Raw genomic sequence first — 18558 nt, 5'->3', positions numbered from 1 at the left:
ACGTTATGCGAACGAAGCGGAAAGCGTTAACCTGAATGCAGTGAACCGGTTGAAAAAGGCTGAGACATACATTTGTCTCAGCCTTTTTACTTACTATGTTTTTTTAGAAAATTTAAAAAACAATTGACACCTTACTACCAGGGTAGTAAGGTTAAAAATAATAATATACTACTCTCGTAGTAAAAAAAGAGGGGTTTTGTATGGAAGAAGTTATAGTGACATTAAAAGAATTCGGAATGACAGAATATGAAGCGAAGATTTATTTATCCCTTTTGCAAAATCAGCCTTCAAATGGAAATAGTATTGCAAAGCTATCAGGAGTTCCTGCGCCAAAGGTATACGGGGCATTACAAAAAATGAAGGAACAAGGCCTGGTGTTTACCGTATCAGGAGGAAACAACGGGAAGCTCGTTCGATATAGTCCTCTTCCATATAAAGAGCTTTTGAAAACGAGGAAGAACACCTTTCTCGATCAGCTCGAATTTTTGGATGAATCCCTGGCAGAGGTTTCTTCAAAGAGTGATGTAAATTGGTCTGAATTATTTTTAATTGAGGGTTACTCCGCTTCAATGGAGGTTGTCCAGTCAGCTATTTCGGAATGTGAAACGGAGATTATTATAAGCTGCTGGAGCAGAGAGCTTGAGGTATTAAAAGAACTTCTGTTTGAAACACATGAACGCGGAATAAAGATTGTCACCCTGGTTTTTGATCGAAAACAGATGGATGTTCCCTGGAAAAGCTTTTCACATTACAAGGGAGACTCTGCATTAAATCGCCACAGCGGTGAGTTTTCAATTGTCGTTGATAATAAAAAAGCCATCCTTCTTCAATCTCTTGAAGGTTCTCCACACTCAGTCGTTTCAAGCCACCCTGTCATGGTTTCGACGACAAGAAACTATATAAGGCATGATATTTATGTTAATCGAATGCTTGCTGATTTTGAAAAAGACGTCACCACGTACTATGGAGATGAGTTGGAAAAATTAATTGATGATTTCTAAGCTGCCTTAGACGTCATGACCATTTTTTTGAAAGCGCTTTAATACTTTGAACTATTTTAGGAGGAGATACATATGGAAAAACTCATTATTACCGTTGCTCCTACAGGGGCTCAAACTACACGTGAACATACCCCTTATGTGCCGTTATCCCCGGAGGAAATTGCTGATTCAATTTACGAATCCTATAAGGCAGGGGCCTCGATTGGTCATGTGCATGTAAGAGATATTATGGGTGAAAACTCAATGGACTTAAGGATCTATCAGGAAATTATCGACCGCGTTCAGGAAAAATGCGATATCATTTTAAACTTAACAACAGCAGGGGGATTAGAAACGACTGAAGAAGAGCGCTTGCGGGTTTGTGAGCTTAATCCGGAAATGGCTACATTTGATGCAGGCTCAATGAATTTCGGTTCAAGTGTTTTTCTGAATACCCCAAGCTTTTTAGAAAAGCTGGCTGCTGTGACAAAAGAGCGCAATATAAAGCCCGAAATTGAAGTGTTTGAAGTGGGAATGATTCAAAATGCATTGCGTATTGCCAAAAAGGGGTTAATTGAAGAACCATTTCATTTTCAGTTTGTCTTAGGGGTGCCGGGCGGAATGCCGGCAACGCCGAAAAATCTCATGTACCTTGTTGAAAATCTGCCAGAAGGATCCACCTGGTCAGCCATTGGGGCCAGCAAACAGCAATTAACCATTAATACTATGAGTATTTTATTAGGCGGTCATGTACGGGTGGGGATGGAGGACAGCGTTTATTTTCGTAAAGGAGAATTAGCCAAAACCAATGCCCAATTTGTTACACGTATAGTGGAGCTGGCAAAAATAGTTGGAAGAGAAGTGGCAACACCTGATGAAGCGAGAGAGCTTTTAAAGCTTAAGACGAATAATAGAGTAGGTGGCAAAGCATGAAAATAGCCGTTTTAGGGGCCGGTTCCCTTGGAATCATTATTGGTGCATTAATTACAGAAGCCGGGCACGATGTTGAGTTAATCGATATTGACCAAAAAAACGTAGATGCCTTAAATGAAAACGGGGCAAGACTTACCGGTTTTTTAAACAGAACAATACCGGTCACAGCAAAGCATCCGAATAACCTGAACTCCCAATATGAAGTAGTTTTTTTACTTACAAAGCAAGTCTTCACTGAAGCATCTTTAACGAATATACTTCCTTACCTTCACAATGAAAGCATAGTTTGTACGCTGCAAAACGGTGTGCCCGAGGAGTATGTAGCTTCAATTGTCGGCAGCGAAAGAACAATTGGAGGGGCAGTAGGCTTTGGGGCAACCTGGGCAGGCCCTGGTGCTTCTGAACTGACAACTGAAACCGAAACGATGAAGAAATATGCATTTGATGTAGGTGAAATAAATGGTGAGATCACTGACCGGATCAAACAGGTGAAGAACATTTTAGACGCAGTTGGCCATTGTGAAATTACCACAAACATCAATGGGGTGAAGTGGTCTAAGCTGCTAATGAATGCAACCTTCAGCGGAATGTCAGCTGCTCTTGGCTGTACATTCGGAGAAGTGCTGAAGAATTCAGATGCAATGACCTGTCTCGCTACTATTGCTGATGAAACCATTAAGGTTGCCCGCTCTCATGACATAAGGCTCGAAACCATGCAGGGGAAGGATTTTGAACTTCTGGAGCTGAAGGATCAGAACAGTATCCATGAAAAGCTCCCGTTTTATCAGGAAGTATGGGGGCCTCATGCAAATCTAAAAGCGAGCATGCTTCAGGATCTAGAAAAAAGAAAACCCACAGAAATTAATTATATAAATGGTTATATTGCTGAAAAAGGAAAACAAAAGGGTGTGCCTGTCCCTTATAACGATTTCGTCTGTCAGCTTGTCCGTGAGGCGGAGAAAGAAAGGAAGACACCTGATTTTAATGAAAATCTTACAAAATTCAAAGCTCTTTTCAAAAATAATGTAAGCGTATACAAGTAATTCTTATTTTAATACTAAAAACGGAGGTGTGATCAAATGTTTATTGCCTTTTTAATCTGGATCATCATCATTATTTTTGCCCTGATCCTTGGAACGTATTTATGCTACAGAATTGAAAAGCATGGAGTCAAACGCTGGGGAGCTACAGGAAGCCTTTTTAAATATAATCCAAAAAGTGAGGAGTAAATAAGATGATCTATTTAGTTATTCTTGGTTTATATGCAGCCTTTATCGTTTGGACCTCGATTAAAAGCCTGAAGCAGGCTGAATCAATGTCTGACTTTACAACCGGCGGCCATCGGATGGGACTCCTGCTTGGTATTGGAACTACCACAGCCACCTGGGTCAGCGTTGCATCTGTCATGGGGGTCCCGGGTTACCTATACAGCAACGGAGTCTCAGCAATTATCGGCTGGGTTGCCGGGTGGTTTTTGGCAACATCTCTCATACCATTAGTAGCGTACAAGATTAGAAGACCAAAAACACCTGCCCGAACGTTTCCTGAATACATACATCTCCGGTTTGAACCATTTCGAAAGGTTAGTCATTTACGGACAATCGTAGGGCTGACTATGTTTGTTGGGTACTTTTTGTTCGTGCATCTTCAGGTAGTGGGCTTTGGTATCGTTTTTTCTACTATCACAGGAATTGATTACAAGTTTGCTATCTTTGCTTTTCTAATTTTCCTGCTCTTCACTAGTATTGGAGGCTTCTGGTCAGTTGCAGCAACCGATACATTGAATACTTCCTTAATTGTCATAGGCGTTATTCTTGGCGGCGCATCTGTGCTGGTCGCTGCAGGAGGCTGGGATTCGATCGTTAATACGATTTCTACAACGACGAGCCCGACAAATATAGGGGGAGAAGCATTGGCTGCCGGTTCCATGATATCTCCTATCGGTACATTTGGTCTTGGTGCTTTATTTGCGATCTTTATGTCTAATGCGGTAGGTTCCATTGTTTCGCCGCACTGGGTCACAAGGATGCTTGCGCCTAAAAACATTAAAGTTGCTGTTCTTCAGATTATGGGATCTGTTTTAGTCCTGACTGTCATATTTATTCCTTTAATTATTATGGGTCTCGGGGCAAAAACACTAATACCGAGTTTACCTGAGGGACAGACAACAGATTATATTATTCCCGTGATCATCCAGCAATACACGCCGCCGCTAGTCGGTGCTCTTACACTCGTCGCCCTTTGTGCGGCAGCTGTTTCTTCAGCAAATTCAATGCTTTTACATTGCGCAACATCTGTCTACTATGACGTTTACTTAAATATTTTCAGAAATAAGAAGGTTACAGAAAAGAAATTTAATATGAATCTGAGAATCGGCATGTTCCTCATCGCGGTCATTGCTGTATTTAGTGCCATCACTCCGCCATGGTTCCTGGCAATGGGCTTTACCTATGTTTATGGAGGGTTTGGGGCCGTATTCTTTGCTGTTGTGATCCTTGGACTCTATTGGAAGCGTATGAACAGAGCTGCTGCTTATGTGTCCATGCTCGTTGGACTGGCGACTTATGTCATCGCCATGATCGCCAGTGCGACCAATCCGTTCCTCATCGCATTAATCGCTTCTTTGATTGGTGTTATGGCGGTTGTATTTCTTACCAAAAAACCGCCTGTGGAGGCGTATGAGCCATATTTTGAAACTGATATCAGCCCATCAACAGAACAGGTTTTTACAAATGTCCAGCGAAATGAAGATAAAATCGTGGCCGATGGAGAGGAAAAGATGATTAAGAAAGATGCTTAAAGACTGAATGAAAGATACCGAGGTGAGAGAAATGAAATTGACAAATAAAACGGCTGTTATTACCGGAGGCTGCAAAGGGATCGGTTATGCAACAGCCAAAACATTTCTTGAAGAAGGGGCAAAAGTGGTCATTATTGACCTGAAAAAAGAAGAGATCATCAAGTCTATTGAGAGCCTTAAGCAATTTGGAGAACATATTGAAGGGTTTGCTGCTGACGTTACGAGTAAGTCCTCAATAATGGCAGCGATGGATTTTACCCTGAATACATTTGGATCCATTGATATTTTGATCAATAATGCAGGGATCGTTGCAGATGCACAATTATTAAAAATGGAGGAGGAGCAGTGGGATAGGGTGATAAATGTTAATCTAAAGGGTGTCTTTATCACCACTCAGGCGGCTGCTTTACAGATGAAAAAACAAAAAAGCGGCGTGATCCTAAATGCATCCTCTGTTGTCGGACTTTATGGTAATTTTGGTCAATCAAATTATGTGGCTGCAAAGTCCGGAATAAACGGCATGACAAAAACCTGGGCCAGAGAGCTTGGGCGCTATAATATACGGGTAAATGCTGTTGCCCCTGGCTTTGTCTTAACGGATATGGTAAAGCAAATGCCTGAGAAGGTCACAAGCATGATGAAGGAAAAATCCCTGTTAAATGAAATTGGGAAGCCTGAAGACATTGCTAACGCTTATGCATTTTTAGCATCAGACGAAGCTGCCTTTATTACCGGCACAGTACTTAGTGTAGACGGCGGATTAACACTTTGATTGCCAAACCCCATCCATTTCCCTTAGGTTATGGATGGGGTTTTTCGTTTAAAAATAAACATTAAGGAATCAACACATCGATTCCTTCCTCGAGAACAATTTTCCCACCAATTGCCTGCAGGACCAAACCCATTGCTGAGGTCAGATTTCCTTTTATAGAAAGCTTTCCTCCCTCAACAAACAAAGGATGATTAATATTGATTGCAGTTACCTGCTTCGCCACCCCAAGTGATGTCATAAAATCTCCGATGGTTTGAATCCAAACGCCGAAAAGAATAAAGTCTTCACCCTCTGACTCGGGCTTCAGTCTGTAGGATTTCGTAATCAGAACAGCCTCAGTAAGCTTAAGGCCAAACTGGATCCAAAGTATACTGGAAACCTTTCGATCCAGTTCAAGTATTTCAAGGTCATTATTGTCCACACACATCACCTGCTATTTTGTAAATGGATCAAGTGATTTTTCTTAAGAAGGGATGTGAAAGCCTCTTTTATATTCTGATGGGCTTCTGCGAGCAGATAATCTAAACCTGTATGGGAATCGTCATCAAGCGCTTCATATACGGAAAGAAGCTTTTTAAAAGCTTTTACTAAATCAAAATGCTCCATTGAAAATTCAAACGGCACCTGAATCCCTTCAAGCTGATCCACTATAGCAGCACAAATTTTTGCGCTCTCACCAGGTGATCGCTTGTCATAGCTTACACACGATTTCGCAAGCGTATTGCCGATATGCGCTAATGATCGTCCATAGCTGACAATGTCCATAAAATCACTCCTGCCACGGTTGATATCTTTATCATATGCGAGCGAAGAAGAAATGACTGTTGAAGTAAAGGACACTCGCTCACAAATCAACGGAGATTAAAATCACGCTCATAAATATCAAATATGGTCCATAAAATTGGGATCGCGCTCACAAATCTTCAGGTACGGTTTATAAATCTAAAATAACCTCATAAACCCTCACTTTTACTAAGAATAAATGCTTTAACATAATTTCTTTATACTTTTACCATGTTTATTTTCAAAAAATTCATTCAAAATCAGTAGATAGTTCGCCGGTGATTTGAAATAATTATCACAAGGGTAAAAATAAGCGGGATGAGGGTTTTAATATGCAGAAGCTGTTTGAATATAACTGGCAGGTGCGGGAGGACTGGTTTAAATGGTGCAAGGCCGTGCCGGAAGAAGAGTTAGTTAAAGAACGTACTGGCGGAGTAGGAAGTATTTTGTTTACGCTGGTACATATTATCGATGTTGAATACAGCTGGATACTGGAGCTGCAGGGCAAGGAGGTACCCCCTGCACCAAACTCTGAGGAAATAAAAAGCGTAGATAAAGTAAGGGAGTTTTCAGCCCAATGCCACGAGGAAGTGAACGCTTTTGTAACAAGCTGGACGAGTGAACTGGAAGAAAAGGTCTTGGAGGAAACAAATTCATCCGGAGAAATTGAGCGTTTAAAGTATGGGGAAGTGATGCGTCATGTCATTGCTCATGAAATCCATCATATTGGGCAGCTGTCAATCTGGTCTCGGGAAATGAATCGGCAGCCGGTTACTGCAAATTTAATTAGACGTGGATTGTTTGAAAATTAGTGCACATACGAGGAGGAGATTTTATTGCAGCAGACCTTATTAATAATCGATGCACAGCAGGAATTAATAGAAGGAAATAGGGAAGAAGCAGGTGTTGCTGACATAGAAAACCTGATCCAAAATATTAATACAGTAATTAACAAAGCAATAGGTGAGGAGATATCTATTGTATTCGTTAGGGATTTAGATGTTTCAAATGGAGAAGGACCAGGATTCCAAATCCATAAAAATATACATGTGCCGGAAACCGTACATATCTTTGACAAAGCCGCTACAAATTCATTTTACGGCACACCGCTGCTTGGCCATTTACGTGAAAACGAGGTTGAGCATCTGGTTATTATGGGCTGTAAAACTGAACACTGTATCGATACGGCAGTAAGAACGGCTACTGTTAATAGATTTGACGTAACGTTGGTAGGAGATGCCCATTCGACTGCCGACTCCGCGGTATTACCGGCCGCACAAATCATTGCTCATCACAACCAGATACTTCATGGCCATTATAATGTAGATCATTTTTCAGTTGTCAGAAATTCTGACGAAGATCTGTTTAATCCAATCCACCATCAATACCGCTAATCATTAGTTATCTGCAGAATTAGGGCGCTTAATCCTAAGCGTCCTTTTTGTCATTCTAATGAGTTTTTCGATTTTGGGTAAAATAACATCCACAATCACAAAAACGGGAGGGGTTATGCATGATTATAGGCAGTCATGTTTCGATCAGGGAAGGCTACACAGGAGCAGCGAGAAAAGCAGCTGCCTTACATGCAAATGCCTTTCAATATTTTCCGAAAAATCCAAGAAGCCTTATTGTAAAAGAATTTGATAAGGAGGACGCGGGGCAGTGTCAGGAATTTTGTACAAAGAATAAACTTGTATCCGTTGCCCACACACCCTATCCAACAACGCTGACTCCCTCAAGCGATTCCAAAAGAGAGCTGGTTGTCGCTTCGCTATTAAATGATTTAGAAATTGCTGATGCCTGCGGTTCGTTAGGGGTTGTTGTTCATTTCGGGAAAGATATTTTTCACTCTGACCAGCTGAAAAGCTATCGATTAATGATCGACGTATTAAATAATGTGTTAAGCGAGTGGCAGGGAAAGTGTAAAATCCTTCTGGAAAACATGGCAGGGAAGCCGGGTGCGATGGGAACAACTCTTGAAGAACTCGTCCAGCTTAGAGCATTGTGTGAGACTCCTTTGAAAATTGGTTTTTGCTTTGATACATGTCATGCTTTTGCAAGCGGACTTTGGGATGGGAACAACTGGGCGGAGGTGGAAGCGAATGGCGTAAAGCTTGGCTACCTGGATCACCTGGCTGTCGTTCACCTAAACAATTCAATGTATGAATCAGGATCGGGCAAGGACCGGCATGCAAATATCTTTGGGCAAGGGTACATAAAAGAAGAACAGTTTGATCAATTAATTACGTCAAAGAGGTTAAAACCAATACCATTTATTCTGGAAACCCCAAAAGCAATAGTTTCCCACGAAATGGAAATTCGTCAGCTGCAGAAAAAGTGGGGAAGAGAAAAGTAGCAAAAGCTTATTCTTTTTGCTTCCTGCCCAGTAACATCATTCCCCCCTTGTATCATACACTGATCTAGGGGTGAGAATATGCCAAGAGTTAAATATACGGATTCTGATGTTGCTTTAATGGCAAGGATGATGAGAGCCGAGGCAGAAGGTGAAGGAAAAACCGGTATGCTGTACGTTGGAAATGTTATTGTGAATCGGGCGAAAGCAGATTGTTTGGATTTCGAAGATGTAAGAACCATTCGTGATGTGATCTTTCATGTCCAGGGAAATAACTATTCATTTGAAGCGGTTCAAAAAGGAAATCTGTTTTATAATCGGGCAAGATCGGTTGAAAAAAGATTAGCCAAGAAGAATCTGGATTACTGGACACAGCACCCTGCAAAATATGCTCTTTGGTATTTCAATCCATACGCTCCATGCCCGCCAACCTGGTACGGCCAGCCCTTTTCAGGTCAATTTAAAAACCACTGCTACTACGAACCCGCACCCGGAACCTGCGAAAGCGTCTATATCGGAGGATAACCACTATCCACATAAAAATCAAAAAGGAACCCCTCAACTGAGGAGTTCCTTTTTATCGTTTCTGTATTAACTACTGCTTAGGATGAGCGGTTGCAAACAAGAAAAGTATTCACCCATAACATTTCCCTTATTAAGCAGTAAATAAATTACCCAGAAGTTGATTGCAGTGGAAGGGGCTGACTCCTGCGGGAAGTAGCGGGAAGGCTGAGATCCACTTGCGACAGCAAGTTAGCTCAGCTCCCGCCCCGCGGAAAGCATGCCCCTGCAGCGGAAATCAACATGCTTCATTTAAAGGCATTTATTCATAACTCTACATTTGGACCGTATTTAATCCGCAATCAAACCTTATTCACAGAAGCATCATAAATCGAATCCACCGCTTCCTTCAATGCATCATTAAACTCTTCTTCCGTCTGGCTAGCAGTAAGCTCAGCAGACAAAGCGCGTGAAAAGCTTGCAACCAGGCCATCATTCTCCTGCAGCTTCTCATTAGCATCCAAGCGTGAATAACCGCCCGAAAGCGCCACAACGCGCAGCACACGTGGATGTTCAACTAAATCCTTATACGCATTCGCTTTCGTTGGAATCGACAGCTTCAGCATGACATACTGATCTTCAGATAATGCATTTAACTCATTAAGTATTTCTTCACGCAAAATTTCTTCGCATTTTTCCTTATTCTCACTATAAATATTCACTTCAGGCTCAATAATCGGAACGAGTCCGGAAGCAATAATCCGCTTTCCGATATCGAATTGCTGCTGAACCACTTCTCTAATTCCGGTTGTGTTCGGCTCATTTATGACTGAGCGCATTTTGGTGCCAAAAATGCTCCGTTCTCTAGCCCGGCCGAGGGTCTCGTCCAAATTATCAATCGGCTTCATCAGCTGCACGCCATTTTCCTCTGAAGCAAGTCCCTTATCGACCTTCAGGAAAGGCACGATGTCTTTCTCAGCAAGATAATCTCCTGTGTACATTCCTTCAATTTTGCGATCCATCGTCTGTTCAAAAAGAATAGCTCCAAGAATACGGTCACCGTTAAAAGCAGGGGCTGTAATGATTCTTGTCCGCATCTCGTGCACCAGGTCGAACATTTCTTCCTCACTCGAATAAGAATCCTCCGAAACTCCATAAGCTGCCAGAGCCTTCGGGGTGCTGCCTCCGCTTTGGTCGAGCGCTGCGATAAATCCTTTTCCATTTTTAATTTTTTCGAATTGATGTTCGTTCATGCTACCACTCCTTTTTAGAAATGAAGAATCCATTATACTCTTCCCGTTTATCTCTTTCATGTAACTAAAAAATGGCAGGTTATTTTTAATCTTTAACCAGAGTCATCCAGCAAACATAAAAAAGAGGACCCATCCCCATGGATCCCTGCTTTTACGGTTGATAAGGATAATGATAATTGTAGGAGTAGCCCTGAGGGTACCAGTAAGGTGAGGCGGTTTCGGTATATGGTCTATTCTGTGCCGGTGCACAGCTGGGACCTATATACGTATTCGGGTTCACAGTGGCTGTTGTTTTAATCCATTGATTTTCATCCATGCAATAGTTATGAGCCATTACGTTTGAAGGAGTAAATTTTAAAATGTTTGAACCAAGGATGACCAAAGGAGTCGGTGCATCAAAAATAGCGAGCAAGTGAGTGCGGTCTGCTAATGCCTCCTCGTAATGCCACCAGCCCTGCGGAACATTGGCTACTTGCCCGGGCGTAATCGGGTAGGTTTGAATTTCGTTGGTAAAAGGATTGAGCATGGAAACATTGGCCTTACCGGAAATACAATAAACAAGCTCAGAAGCATTTTGATGGTAATGGGGCTCAACAAAATTAGATTTACTTAGGAAAATGTCAAGAAGAGAAGAGCCCTCGAGTGTGTTTAATTGATTAACACCCAGTACATTTATCAGGTTGTAGTTGTCTTTTTTATATAGATTGCTTGTATTCAGATCAAAGGTGAACTGAGTATCAGGAGAGGTATAGTCCATGTATTTTGTCAATTTAAACTCACACTTTCTGCATGGCTGCTTTTTGTCCTTAGTGTATGAGCATATTTATCGTTAGGTGATTATCTGTTTTTAGTTTAAGCTTACGGACATTTTTAGTGAAACCGCATAGGATAATAAATCATCACTAAAGGAGCTGAAGATTGTGTACGATCAATATGGTTATCCGTATTATTATTATCCACCTGGTTATGGATGGGAAGGCCAGCCGGTTTACGGAACATATCCAGATCAGGCAGATTGGAGCGGTCAAACGAACTCCTACCGTTATCCAATTAGCACCCCTTTAACAGATTATGGGCCACAGCCTTTTGTGATTAATATTAATGCAGCGACAAAACAGAATAATACGTTCCGAACCGCTTTGTGGACAGGGAAGCATTTACAGGTAACCTTAATGAGTATTAATCCGGGCGAGGATATTGGCCTGGAAATTCATCCTGAAGTGGATCAATTCCTTCGTATTGAACAGGGAAGGGGGATGGTTCAAATGGGTAGTGATCCAAACAATTTATCCTATCAAAGACATGTCTTTGATGATTCTGCCATCATGATTCCTGCAGGGACCTGGCATAATGTCACCAATACGGGAAATATTCCGTTAAAGCTTTATTCTATTTATGCGCCGCCTAACCATCCATTTGGAACGGTCCATCCGACAAAAGCAGATGCAGAAGCGGCTGAGGGTGGTCAGTAGCTTTCACTAAAGTACATGAAGAATGCCTGCTATTCGTCCAATAAGGACAAAAGCAGGCTGCTTCTGCTGCTATTCATTTTCTTTTGTTTCTTCCTCTTTCTCTCTACGGTCCTTAATGTACTGGTACCGCTGCCGCTGTCTGTAGCCATAAGTTGAGGATAAAACAACCTCCTCCTCCTCAAGTGCTGAACCCAAGGCACCGATAATAGTCGAAATGCTCGTCGCGGTCCAGGCGATATAAAAATAATTGATATAGCCTACTTCCCCTGAAACCTCTGACTGGAGCAGACTGATCGGAATAAGTATAATAACTGCGACTGAGAAAAGAATAAACAGTAATGAATAGTATAAGCTGACGGATACAAATAAGGTCAGTGCTGTTGTTGTATTATAAAGATTTCGAATATAGTCTGTCTGGTTTGATGATGATTTTTTCTCCCAAAGCTTATGGGCAGTTATAATCCAGGTAACCATTGCCGAAATGGAAATAACGGTAAGCAGTAGCATCCGCCAAGGGCTATATTCATTGCTTAGCGTCCATAACGTAGGAAAGACAAGGGCGTAGGCACCAGTCGTAAACGCCAGAATAATGACTTTAATAAAAGAGGGAAACAAGGTCCATGGCCGGTTTGCCCGAACCATGCCGGTCAAAAGTCGAATGGCGCTTCCAAAATAGGAGTCGACTTTAAAACGTACATCAATATGCTCTTCATTTTCCTCAGGTGCTTCTCTTTTAATAGGAGAAAGCCTGTCAAAACCATGTCTGCCAACAAGGCGTTTTGGATGCCTGTTTTTCAGATTCTTTTTATTCTCCCTGTCTTTTTTCTGCAGTCTTTTTTCTGCTTCTGCACGGCCTTCCTCAGAGCTGTCAAAGGTCATTTCGTTTACAAGCTGCAAAATGGAATCCCTGATCCTTCTGCCAAGTGGAACTGCGCCAAGTCCGGGCAGGCTGATTAACGCAATGCATTCTTCTTCTAGTGCTTCAGCTATGATGACCTTCTTGTTTTTAAGCAGAGGAAGATCTGTGATTGCAACGGTAAAATCCCATTCATTTTTACTTTTAAACTTAACAACCTCCCGTAAAACCTCCTCGGAATTATCTGTTCCTCCTGTAAGAGAATCAACCGTCAATTCAATTTTCCATTCACATTGATCGTCTACATAGTAGCTGAGAAGCTCAGGTAGATCGTCCTTTATTTCAGTAATTAATTTTTCCGGGTAGCCGGGGGCTGTAATCAATCCCAGTTTATTGATTTTACCACTCATATTTTCACCCCAGATCCTTCAGCCGTTTTTTGTCAAAGTCTCTTTATGTAATAGCCTTAAATAAGTGTTTTAAAAACAAAGCAGAAAATATTTCACTGAAATTTTTCTTTTAGGCTGAATAGGGCTAAAAATAATGAAAATTTTGTAATTTAAGTTTAGTTAAGGAAGAAGAGGATCAAGTATACTAGAAGCAGGAAGAGATAGGGGAGCAGGATGATAATACGGCAGGCGCACTTGTCAAAAGTTGCTTTAGAATTTCTTTTAATATTGTTGTTAAGTCTAAGTTTAAAGATTCTCCAAGAGTAAAGAAATTGACATTGATCATTAAACCAACGCTTGCGATTTTGCTCGCTGTGGTGGCATTTCAGTTTTTTGAAACATCATGGGAAAAGTGCTCTAGCTTATGGGGCTATTATTCTTTCGTAGCTTTACGTCTATTGGCTGATGACGAAGTATGTATTCAAAGGCTTAAAATCGCTTTTTCTGTTTACATACTTTTTACAAAATATAATTCATTCTTTCTCTCATCAAATCAGAATTATCTGATATAATAGATTTACATTTCACCCAGAGGAGGATGTTCCATGACAGATGTTGATGGCCGCGAAAAAAAGCAGACCGAGCAATCTAGAGAAAATAAATCCTCATTTGATCTTCTGAAGGAAAAACATGAAAAAGAAATGAACGAACTATATGTAAGACTGCAGGAGCTGCTGGACGAGTTTAAAATGTGTCATTATTTTAAGAACAATCGTCACGTGAGATAGATAGCAAAAAGGCCTGGCTCAGGAGTTAGGCTTTTTATTATGGGGAAATACTATTAAATAAAAAGATAAATAGTTTATAAATATATTATTTAATGATAAAATTTTAACTAATAGTAAAATACAGAGAGCATATACAAGTGTAAATAGTATGCTTAAAATCTGCAAAACCCCCCAATTTTAAATCGAAAAGTGATTGTGATTTCATGTTTAATTCGTGAATGCTAGGAATATTTAGGGGGATAATGTAGTATTTTGTAATGAAAGTGAAATATGACTGTTATTCTCTTGTAACTCTTACCGATTATACTAGGTTTACATTCTAGCAATCGGGGGTAAAATACTTTGTTAAAAAGAATACTTGGAGTTTTATTGATTCTTGCATTAGTACTTTCCGTCGCACCGTCATTTGATAAGGCTTCAGCATCTGGAGCTACTTACTATGTTAATATAGATTCCGGGAATTTGAATTTACGTAAATCTGCTTCCACTTCGTCAACGATTATAGGCAAACTGCAACGAAATCAATCCTTAACTGTCCACTCTCAGTCAAATGGATGGGCTAAAGTAACGGCTATTGGAAAAACAGGTTATGTAAGTACACAATACATAGCGAAAAGTAAGCCTAAAGCAGCCGCAACAACAGATTATAAATCAAAAGCAATTTCAGTTGCAAAAAATAATATAGGTGTCAAATACGTATGGGGTGGAACAACTCCTAAAGGCTTCGATTGTTCAGGTCTTGTAAAGTATTCATTTGCACAGGCTGGAAAGACACTTCCACGTACAGCTGCTGAAATGTATGGACAAGGAACAAAAGTTAGCACTTCATCATTAAAAGCAGGAGATTTAATGTTTTATGCAACATCTGGCGGTTCAAAGGTTACTCATGTTGCGATTTATATCGGAAATGGACAAATCATCCATTCTACATCAACTAATGGCGTAAGAATTGATAATATCAGCAACTCTTACTGGAAGCCTAGATTCGTTGGAGCTAAACGTCTTTAATAAATAGAGAATTAAGAGATGAATGATATACTCCCCTTTAAGGAGACAGATTTAATCAACAAAAATCTGCCTCCTTAAAAGGGAGTTTTTATTTTGACTTCAAGTATGCAGATGTTTCCAGATGTTAAGGCCTATCATACATTACTCACATACACAGCCATAATATTGACATGACCAACCTCATTCAGTATATTTCTTCTTACAATAATACTGGATTAATTAGAGCCTTCCCGGAATTAACCTTGTAATTTTGTAAAGATCTTTTATCTGTCTGCCAGTTATTGGCGCACACTATTAAAATAGAAGATTTTTTTGAAAAAAATGAACAGCAGGAGGAACAGCATGAATAATGAATCACCTAAGAGCAATCCTTATGCTCTTATTCCATTTGGTCTTTTTATCTTATTATTTATAGGCTCAGGCTTAGTGACCGGAGACTTTTACGTAATGCCAGTGCTGGTAGCTCTTTTTACAGCTATTTTACTGGCCCTAATGATGAATCGTAAAACTGATTTTCAAACAAAGGTACTGCAATTATCTCAGGGGGGAGGCCATCCCAATATTATATTGATGGTCCTTGTTTTCCTGTTGGCAGGAGCTTTCGCATCGGTTGCGGACGGGGCAGGCGCAGTGGAATCAACGGTTAATCTCGGGCTGACACTGCTTCCTCAAAACCTTCTTGTCGTTGGATTATTTGTCATAGGCTGCTTTATTTCTATTTCCATGGGGACATCAATGGGAACGATTGTTGCCCTCGCACCGATCGGAGTCGGGATTTCTGAGCAAACAGATATCGGTGTCGCGCTTGCTATGGGTGCGATCATCAGCGGAGCAATGTTTGGTGATAATCTTTCCATAATTTCTGACACCACTATTGCAGCAGTTCGAACGCAGGGAGTAAAAATGAAAGATAAATTTAAAGCGAATTTCTTCATTGTTCTTCCGGCGGCTATTCTAACTGCCATTATTTTTGGGGTAATGACAGCCGGGTCTGAAGCAGCTATTGGAGGATCCCATCCATTTAACATCGTACAGGTTCTCCCGTATTTAGCCGTTCTTATTTTTGCCCTTGCCGGAGTAAATGTCATCTTAGTGCTGATTGGCGGAATCTTATTTGCCGGAGGTGTTGGACTGGCACTTGGAGAATTTGGCTTTCAGGATTTTATCGGTCTTATCGGCAGCGGTTTTACGAATATGCAGGAGCTCGCTTTAATCGCGATTTTACTCGGAGGGCTAGTTGAACTAATTAGACAAAATGGAGGAATTACTTATTTACTTGAGGCTGTGACCAATCGGGTCCGAACGAAAAAAGGCGGAGAGGCTGGCATTGCAGGTCTTGTAAGTATGGTGAACTTTGCCACAGCAAACAATACGATTTCAATCATTACAGCAGGGCCATTAGCAAAGCAGATTTCAGATAAATACCAGATAGACAATCGGCGTTCTGCCAGTTTGCTTGATATCTTTTCAAGCTCGGTACAGGGGGTTATTCCTTACGGGGCGCAGCTTCTTGCTGCAGCAGGAGTGGCGGCTATTTCACCTGTCGCACTTATTCCATTTTGTATCTATCCGATTTTAATCGCCATCTCAGGTATGATTGCTATCGCTGTTCAATACCCTCGTTTTACAGCTAAGGCAGAGAGTAGGGAAGGATAGGGAATACGCTTGTTTATCCATAAGTTGAACTTTAATTCACTGATTAAGATTTTATAGATTAAAGATCATGCCTTAAGGGTGTGGTCTTTTTTTATTTTAGAATGAAGTTAGACGTTCATTCATTCTTAATAAGTATATTAGCAGAAAATTTCACTTGGAGAGGTTAAGTCTCGTACTAAATTGGTTTATAATGATAAGACTTTATCTATTCACACCAACCCTATATAATGATCAATTGATAACACTAACAAGAAAGGCCAAGTGACAATGAAACGATTATTTATTACTTTTTCTTCTATACTTATCATTTTATTTATATCCCTCCTTTTTTTTGAAAGCAGAGAATGGGGAGCTGCAACCAGAACCAACTTAGCTGAAGAAGAGTGGATTGGTGCCTGGACTGCTGCCATGCAGGAGCCTGCTGAAAAGGGACCCTCGAGGGAAGGATTTGAAAATAAAACAATCAGACAGGTGATTCATCCCCATCTTGATGGAAAAAGCATGCGTATTCGTCTCTCGAATGAATTCGGAACAGAGCCGCTGATGATTGAAGAGGTACGGGTAGCCCGTTCAAAAAGCGGAGCGGAACTTATTTCCGGTTCTGATCAGGCGCTTACCTTCAACGGACAAAAAAAGGTGACGATTCCTCCAGGGGAGAAATTGCATAGTGATGCACTGTCATTTGAGGTGACTGCGGGACAAAATCTTGCAGTCAGCATTTATGTCCAGAAAGCAACGGGACCGGCAACCTTTCACGCAAGATCGATGCAGACGACTTATATTGCCAAAGATAATCACCTCAAAGATTCCGGAACCCAGGCTTTTACGGAGGAGGAAGAAACATGGTTTTGGCTTGAGGGCTTGGATGTTGTGCCTGCTTCGTCAGTAAAGGGAGCGCTTGTCATCGTGGGAAGCTCCATTGAAAATGGCAATTACTCAACGGTTAATGCAAATCATCGCTGGCCGGATTTTTTAGCAAAACGATTTAATGAATCTGCTGGTGAATGGTCGGTGTTAAACGCAGGGATATCAGCAAATCATTTAATTAAGAGTCATGCAGATAAAGGGGAAAACACGCTGAATCGCCTGGAGCGCGATGTTTTCAGTCAGCCAGGGGTAAAAGCAATGATTTTAAATCAGGGGATTAATGATATTCGCCATTATCCTGATTACACCTCTGAGGACCTTATTAATAAGATGGAAGAAGTTATTCAGGCGGCTCATGATAAGGGGATCGCTATTTACGGAGGAACCTTGATGCCTTTTAAAGGTTCAAGTAAGTACTCAGATGAAAAAGAAAAAATCCGTGTAGAAGTCAACGAATGGATCCGCACAAGTGGAGAATTTGACGGAGTAATCGATTTTGATGAAGCGTTAAGAGATCCCGATAATCCAGAACGCTTTCATCCTGATTTCGACGCGGGAGACCATCTTCATCCTAATGATAAAGGATATGAAAAAATGGCAGAGACGGTAGATCTGACGATGTTTGAATAACATAACTTCAAAAGCTGCTTCCGTTAAGGATGCAGCTTTATTACCCTCTATTCTGCTTCCTGTTGTTGGGTGTTGAGAGGAGACTTTAAATCGTCCAGCATTTGCATTACCCGTAGAAGATCCTCCTCAGAAAATTCCTTTGCCTTTCGGAGAACCAGCTTTGACTTTTTCGTACCTAACTCCCGGATCAGCTTTTCTATCTCCGTATCATTGCCCATAGAATTACGCTTACTTTCTCTTTCAAGCAGCTCTGATGCAGGCACGTCCAGGACAGTAGAAAGCCTCAGAATCGTCCTGGTGTCTGGCACCCGGATGCTTGCTTCATACTTTTCAATTGTCTGAAGACCTAAACGTGCCTGGATGGCCAGCTCTTTTTGAGAAATATTCCTTTCTTCACGAATTCTTCTTAAATTATCACCAAAGTGCGACATGCTGATTCCCTCCCTGGTTTTATTTATTCCTTCTCCTTCTATTTTATCATTACATGGAAAAAATAGTCTCTTCTCCCATGAACAAA

At 41.0% G+C, this 18558-nt stretch carries 21 protein-coding genes; 15 read left to right on the top strand and 6 right to left on the bottom strand.

All coding sequences use genetic code 11. The annotated features are described in order from the left end of the window. Positions 1–200: 200 nt before the first annotated feature. From C4B60_RS17325 to C4B60_RS17305, 6 genes are all read left to right on the top strand, one after another. Complete coding sequence (locus C4B60_RS17325; RefSeq protein ID WP_104059295.1) at positions 201–1001, top strand: TrmB family transcriptional regulator; 801 nt, start codon at positions 201–203, stop codon at positions 999–1001. A gap of 72 nt (positions 1002–1073) precedes the next feature. After that, positions 1074–1913, top strand: a complete 840-nt coding sequence (locus C4B60_RS17320) for a beta-keto acid cleavage family enzyme (RefSeq protein WP_104059294.1) — start codon at positions 1074–1076, stop codon at positions 1911–1913. Then, positions 1910–2956, top strand: a complete 1047-nt coding sequence (locus tag C4B60_RS17315) for a ketopantoate reductase family protein (RefSeq protein WP_104059293.1) — start codon at positions 1910–1912, stop codon at positions 2954–2956. The genes C4B60_RS17320 and C4B60_RS17315 overlap by 4 nt, the downstream gene beginning before the upstream one ends. A 36-nt stretch (positions 2957–2992) precedes the next feature. Next, positions 2993–3142: a hypothetical protein gene (locus tag C4B60_RS21540; RefSeq protein WP_167578695.1), complete on the top strand. Its 150-nt coding sequence runs from the start codon at positions 2993–2995 to the stop codon at positions 3140–3142. A 5-nt stretch (positions 3143–3147) separates the two neighbouring features. Continuing rightward, the gene (locus tag C4B60_RS17310; RefSeq protein WP_104059292.1) at positions 3148–4713 is read left to right on the top strand and encodes a sodium:solute symporter family protein; all 1566 of its coding nucleotides are present in this window, start codon (positions 3148–3150) and stop codon (positions 4711–4713) included. A 31-nt stretch (positions 4714–4744) separates the two neighbouring features. Further along, a complete protein-coding gene (locus C4B60_RS17305; RefSeq protein WP_104059291.1) occupies positions 4745–5485 on the top strand; it encodes an SDR family NAD(P)-dependent oxidoreductase in 741 nt (246 codons plus the stop codon). A gap of 61 nt (positions 5486–5546) precedes the next feature. On the opposite strand, the gene C4B60_RS17300 is transcribed toward C4B60_RS17305, so the two are convergent. Continuing rightward, positions 5547–5906: a hypothetical protein gene (locus tag C4B60_RS17300; RefSeq protein ID WP_104059290.1), complete on the bottom strand. Its 360-nt coding sequence runs from the start codon at positions 5904–5906 to the stop codon at positions 5547–5549. A 5-nt stretch (positions 5907–5911) separates the two neighbouring features. Further along, positions 5912–6250, bottom strand: coding sequence for a hypothetical protein (locus tag C4B60_RS17295; RefSeq protein ID WP_104059289.1), 339 nt, complete (start codon positions 6248–6250; stop codon positions 5912–5914). A 350-nt stretch (positions 6251–6600) separates the two neighbouring features. Between C4B60_RS17295 and C4B60_RS17290 the strand changes: the two genes are divergently transcribed. The 4 genes from C4B60_RS17290 to C4B60_RS17275 all read left to right on the top strand — a co-directional run bounded on the left by C4B60_RS17290 (position 6601) and on the right by C4B60_RS17275 (position 9146). Beyond that, positions 6601–7080, top strand: coding sequence for a DinB family protein (locus C4B60_RS17290; protein ID WP_104059288.1), 480 nt, complete (start codon positions 6601–6603; stop codon positions 7078–7080). A 24-nt stretch (positions 7081–7104) separates the two neighbouring features. Beyond that, positions 7105–7662: an isochorismatase family protein gene (locus C4B60_RS17285; RefSeq protein ID WP_104059287.1), complete on the top strand. Its 558-nt coding sequence runs from the start codon at positions 7105–7107 to the stop codon at positions 7660–7662. A 119-nt stretch (positions 7663–7781) separates the two neighbouring features. Continuing rightward, complete coding sequence (locus C4B60_RS17280; protein WP_104059286.1) at positions 7782–8624, top strand: deoxyribonuclease IV; 843 nt, start codon at positions 7782–7784, stop codon at positions 8622–8624. A 78-nt stretch (positions 8625–8702) separates the two neighbouring features. Then, positions 8703–9146 carry a cell wall hydrolase gene (locus tag C4B60_RS17275; protein ID WP_104059285.1) on the top strand — a complete coding sequence of 148 codons (444 nt, stop codon included), beginning with the start codon at positions 8703–8705 and terminating at the stop codon, positions 9144–9146. A 338-nt stretch (positions 9147–9484) separates the two neighbouring features. Here the strand turns inward: C4B60_RS17275 and C4B60_RS17270 are convergent, their stop codons facing one another. Beyond that, a complete protein-coding gene (locus tag C4B60_RS17270; protein WP_104059284.1) occupies positions 9485–10375 on the bottom strand; it encodes a fructose bisphosphate aldolase in 891 nt (296 codons plus the stop codon). A 151-nt stretch (positions 10376–10526) separates the two neighbouring features. Then, the gene (locus C4B60_RS17265) at positions 10527–11144 is read right to left on the bottom strand and encodes a cupin domain-containing protein (RefSeq protein WP_104059283.1); all 618 of its coding nucleotides are present in this window, start codon (positions 11142–11144) and stop codon (positions 10527–10529) included. Between the two features lie 151 nt (positions 11145–11295). Between C4B60_RS17265 and C4B60_RS17260 the strand changes: the two genes are divergently transcribed. Further along, a complete protein-coding gene (locus tag C4B60_RS17260; RefSeq protein ID WP_245154038.1) occupies positions 11296–11847 on the top strand; it encodes a cupin domain-containing protein in 552 nt (183 codons plus the stop codon). 69 nt (positions 11848–11916) lie between these two features. Here C4B60_RS17260 and C4B60_RS17255 read toward each other — a convergent pair whose 3' ends face one another. Beyond that, entirely contained in the window at positions 11917–13113 is a 1197-nt protein-coding gene (locus C4B60_RS17255; RefSeq protein WP_104059281.1) for a hypothetical protein, read from the bottom strand. A 584-nt stretch (positions 13114–13697) separates the two neighbouring features. Between C4B60_RS17255 and C4B60_RS17245 the strand changes: the two genes are divergently transcribed. The 4 genes from C4B60_RS17245 to C4B60_RS17230 all read left to right on the top strand — a co-directional run bounded on the left by C4B60_RS17245 (position 13698) and on the right by C4B60_RS17230 (position 18041). Beyond that, positions 13698–13880, top strand: a complete 183-nt coding sequence (locus C4B60_RS17245) for a hypothetical protein (protein ID WP_104059280.1) — start codon at positions 13698–13700, stop codon at positions 13878–13880. A gap of 342 nt (positions 13881–14222) precedes the next feature. Then, positions 14223–14888 (top strand): C40 family peptidase, encoded by a 666-nt coding sequence (locus tag C4B60_RS17240; protein ID WP_135122139.1) that lies wholly within the window; start codon positions 14223–14225, stop codon positions 14886–14888. Positions 14889–15230: 342 nt separating this feature from the next. Next, the gene (locus tag C4B60_RS17235; protein ID WP_104059279.1) at positions 15231–16544 is read left to right on the top strand and encodes a Na+/H+ antiporter NhaC family protein; all 1314 of its coding nucleotides are present in this window, start codon (positions 15231–15233) and stop codon (positions 16542–16544) included. Between the two features lie 267 nt (positions 16545–16811). Then, positions 16812–18041, top strand: a complete 1230-nt coding sequence (locus C4B60_RS17230) for an SGNH/GDSL hydrolase family protein (protein WP_104059278.1) — start codon at positions 16812–16814, stop codon at positions 18039–18041. Between the two features lie 47 nt (positions 18042–18088). Here C4B60_RS17230 and C4B60_RS17225 read toward each other — a convergent pair whose 3' ends face one another. After that, positions 18089–18472, bottom strand: a complete 384-nt coding sequence (locus C4B60_RS17225; RefSeq protein ID WP_104059277.1) for a helix-turn-helix domain-containing protein — start codon at positions 18470–18472, stop codon at positions 18089–18091. Positions 18473–18558: the final 86 nt, after the last annotated feature.

Source organism: Jeotgalibacillus proteolyticus, assembly GCF_002926065.1.
Taxonomy (GTDB): domain Bacteria; phylum Bacillota; class Bacilli; order Bacillales; family Jeotgalibacillaceae; genus Jeotgalibacillus; species Jeotgalibacillus proteolyticus.
Note: the sequence above shows the minus strand (reverse complement) of the source record. Positions and strands in the feature narration are given on the sequence as shown.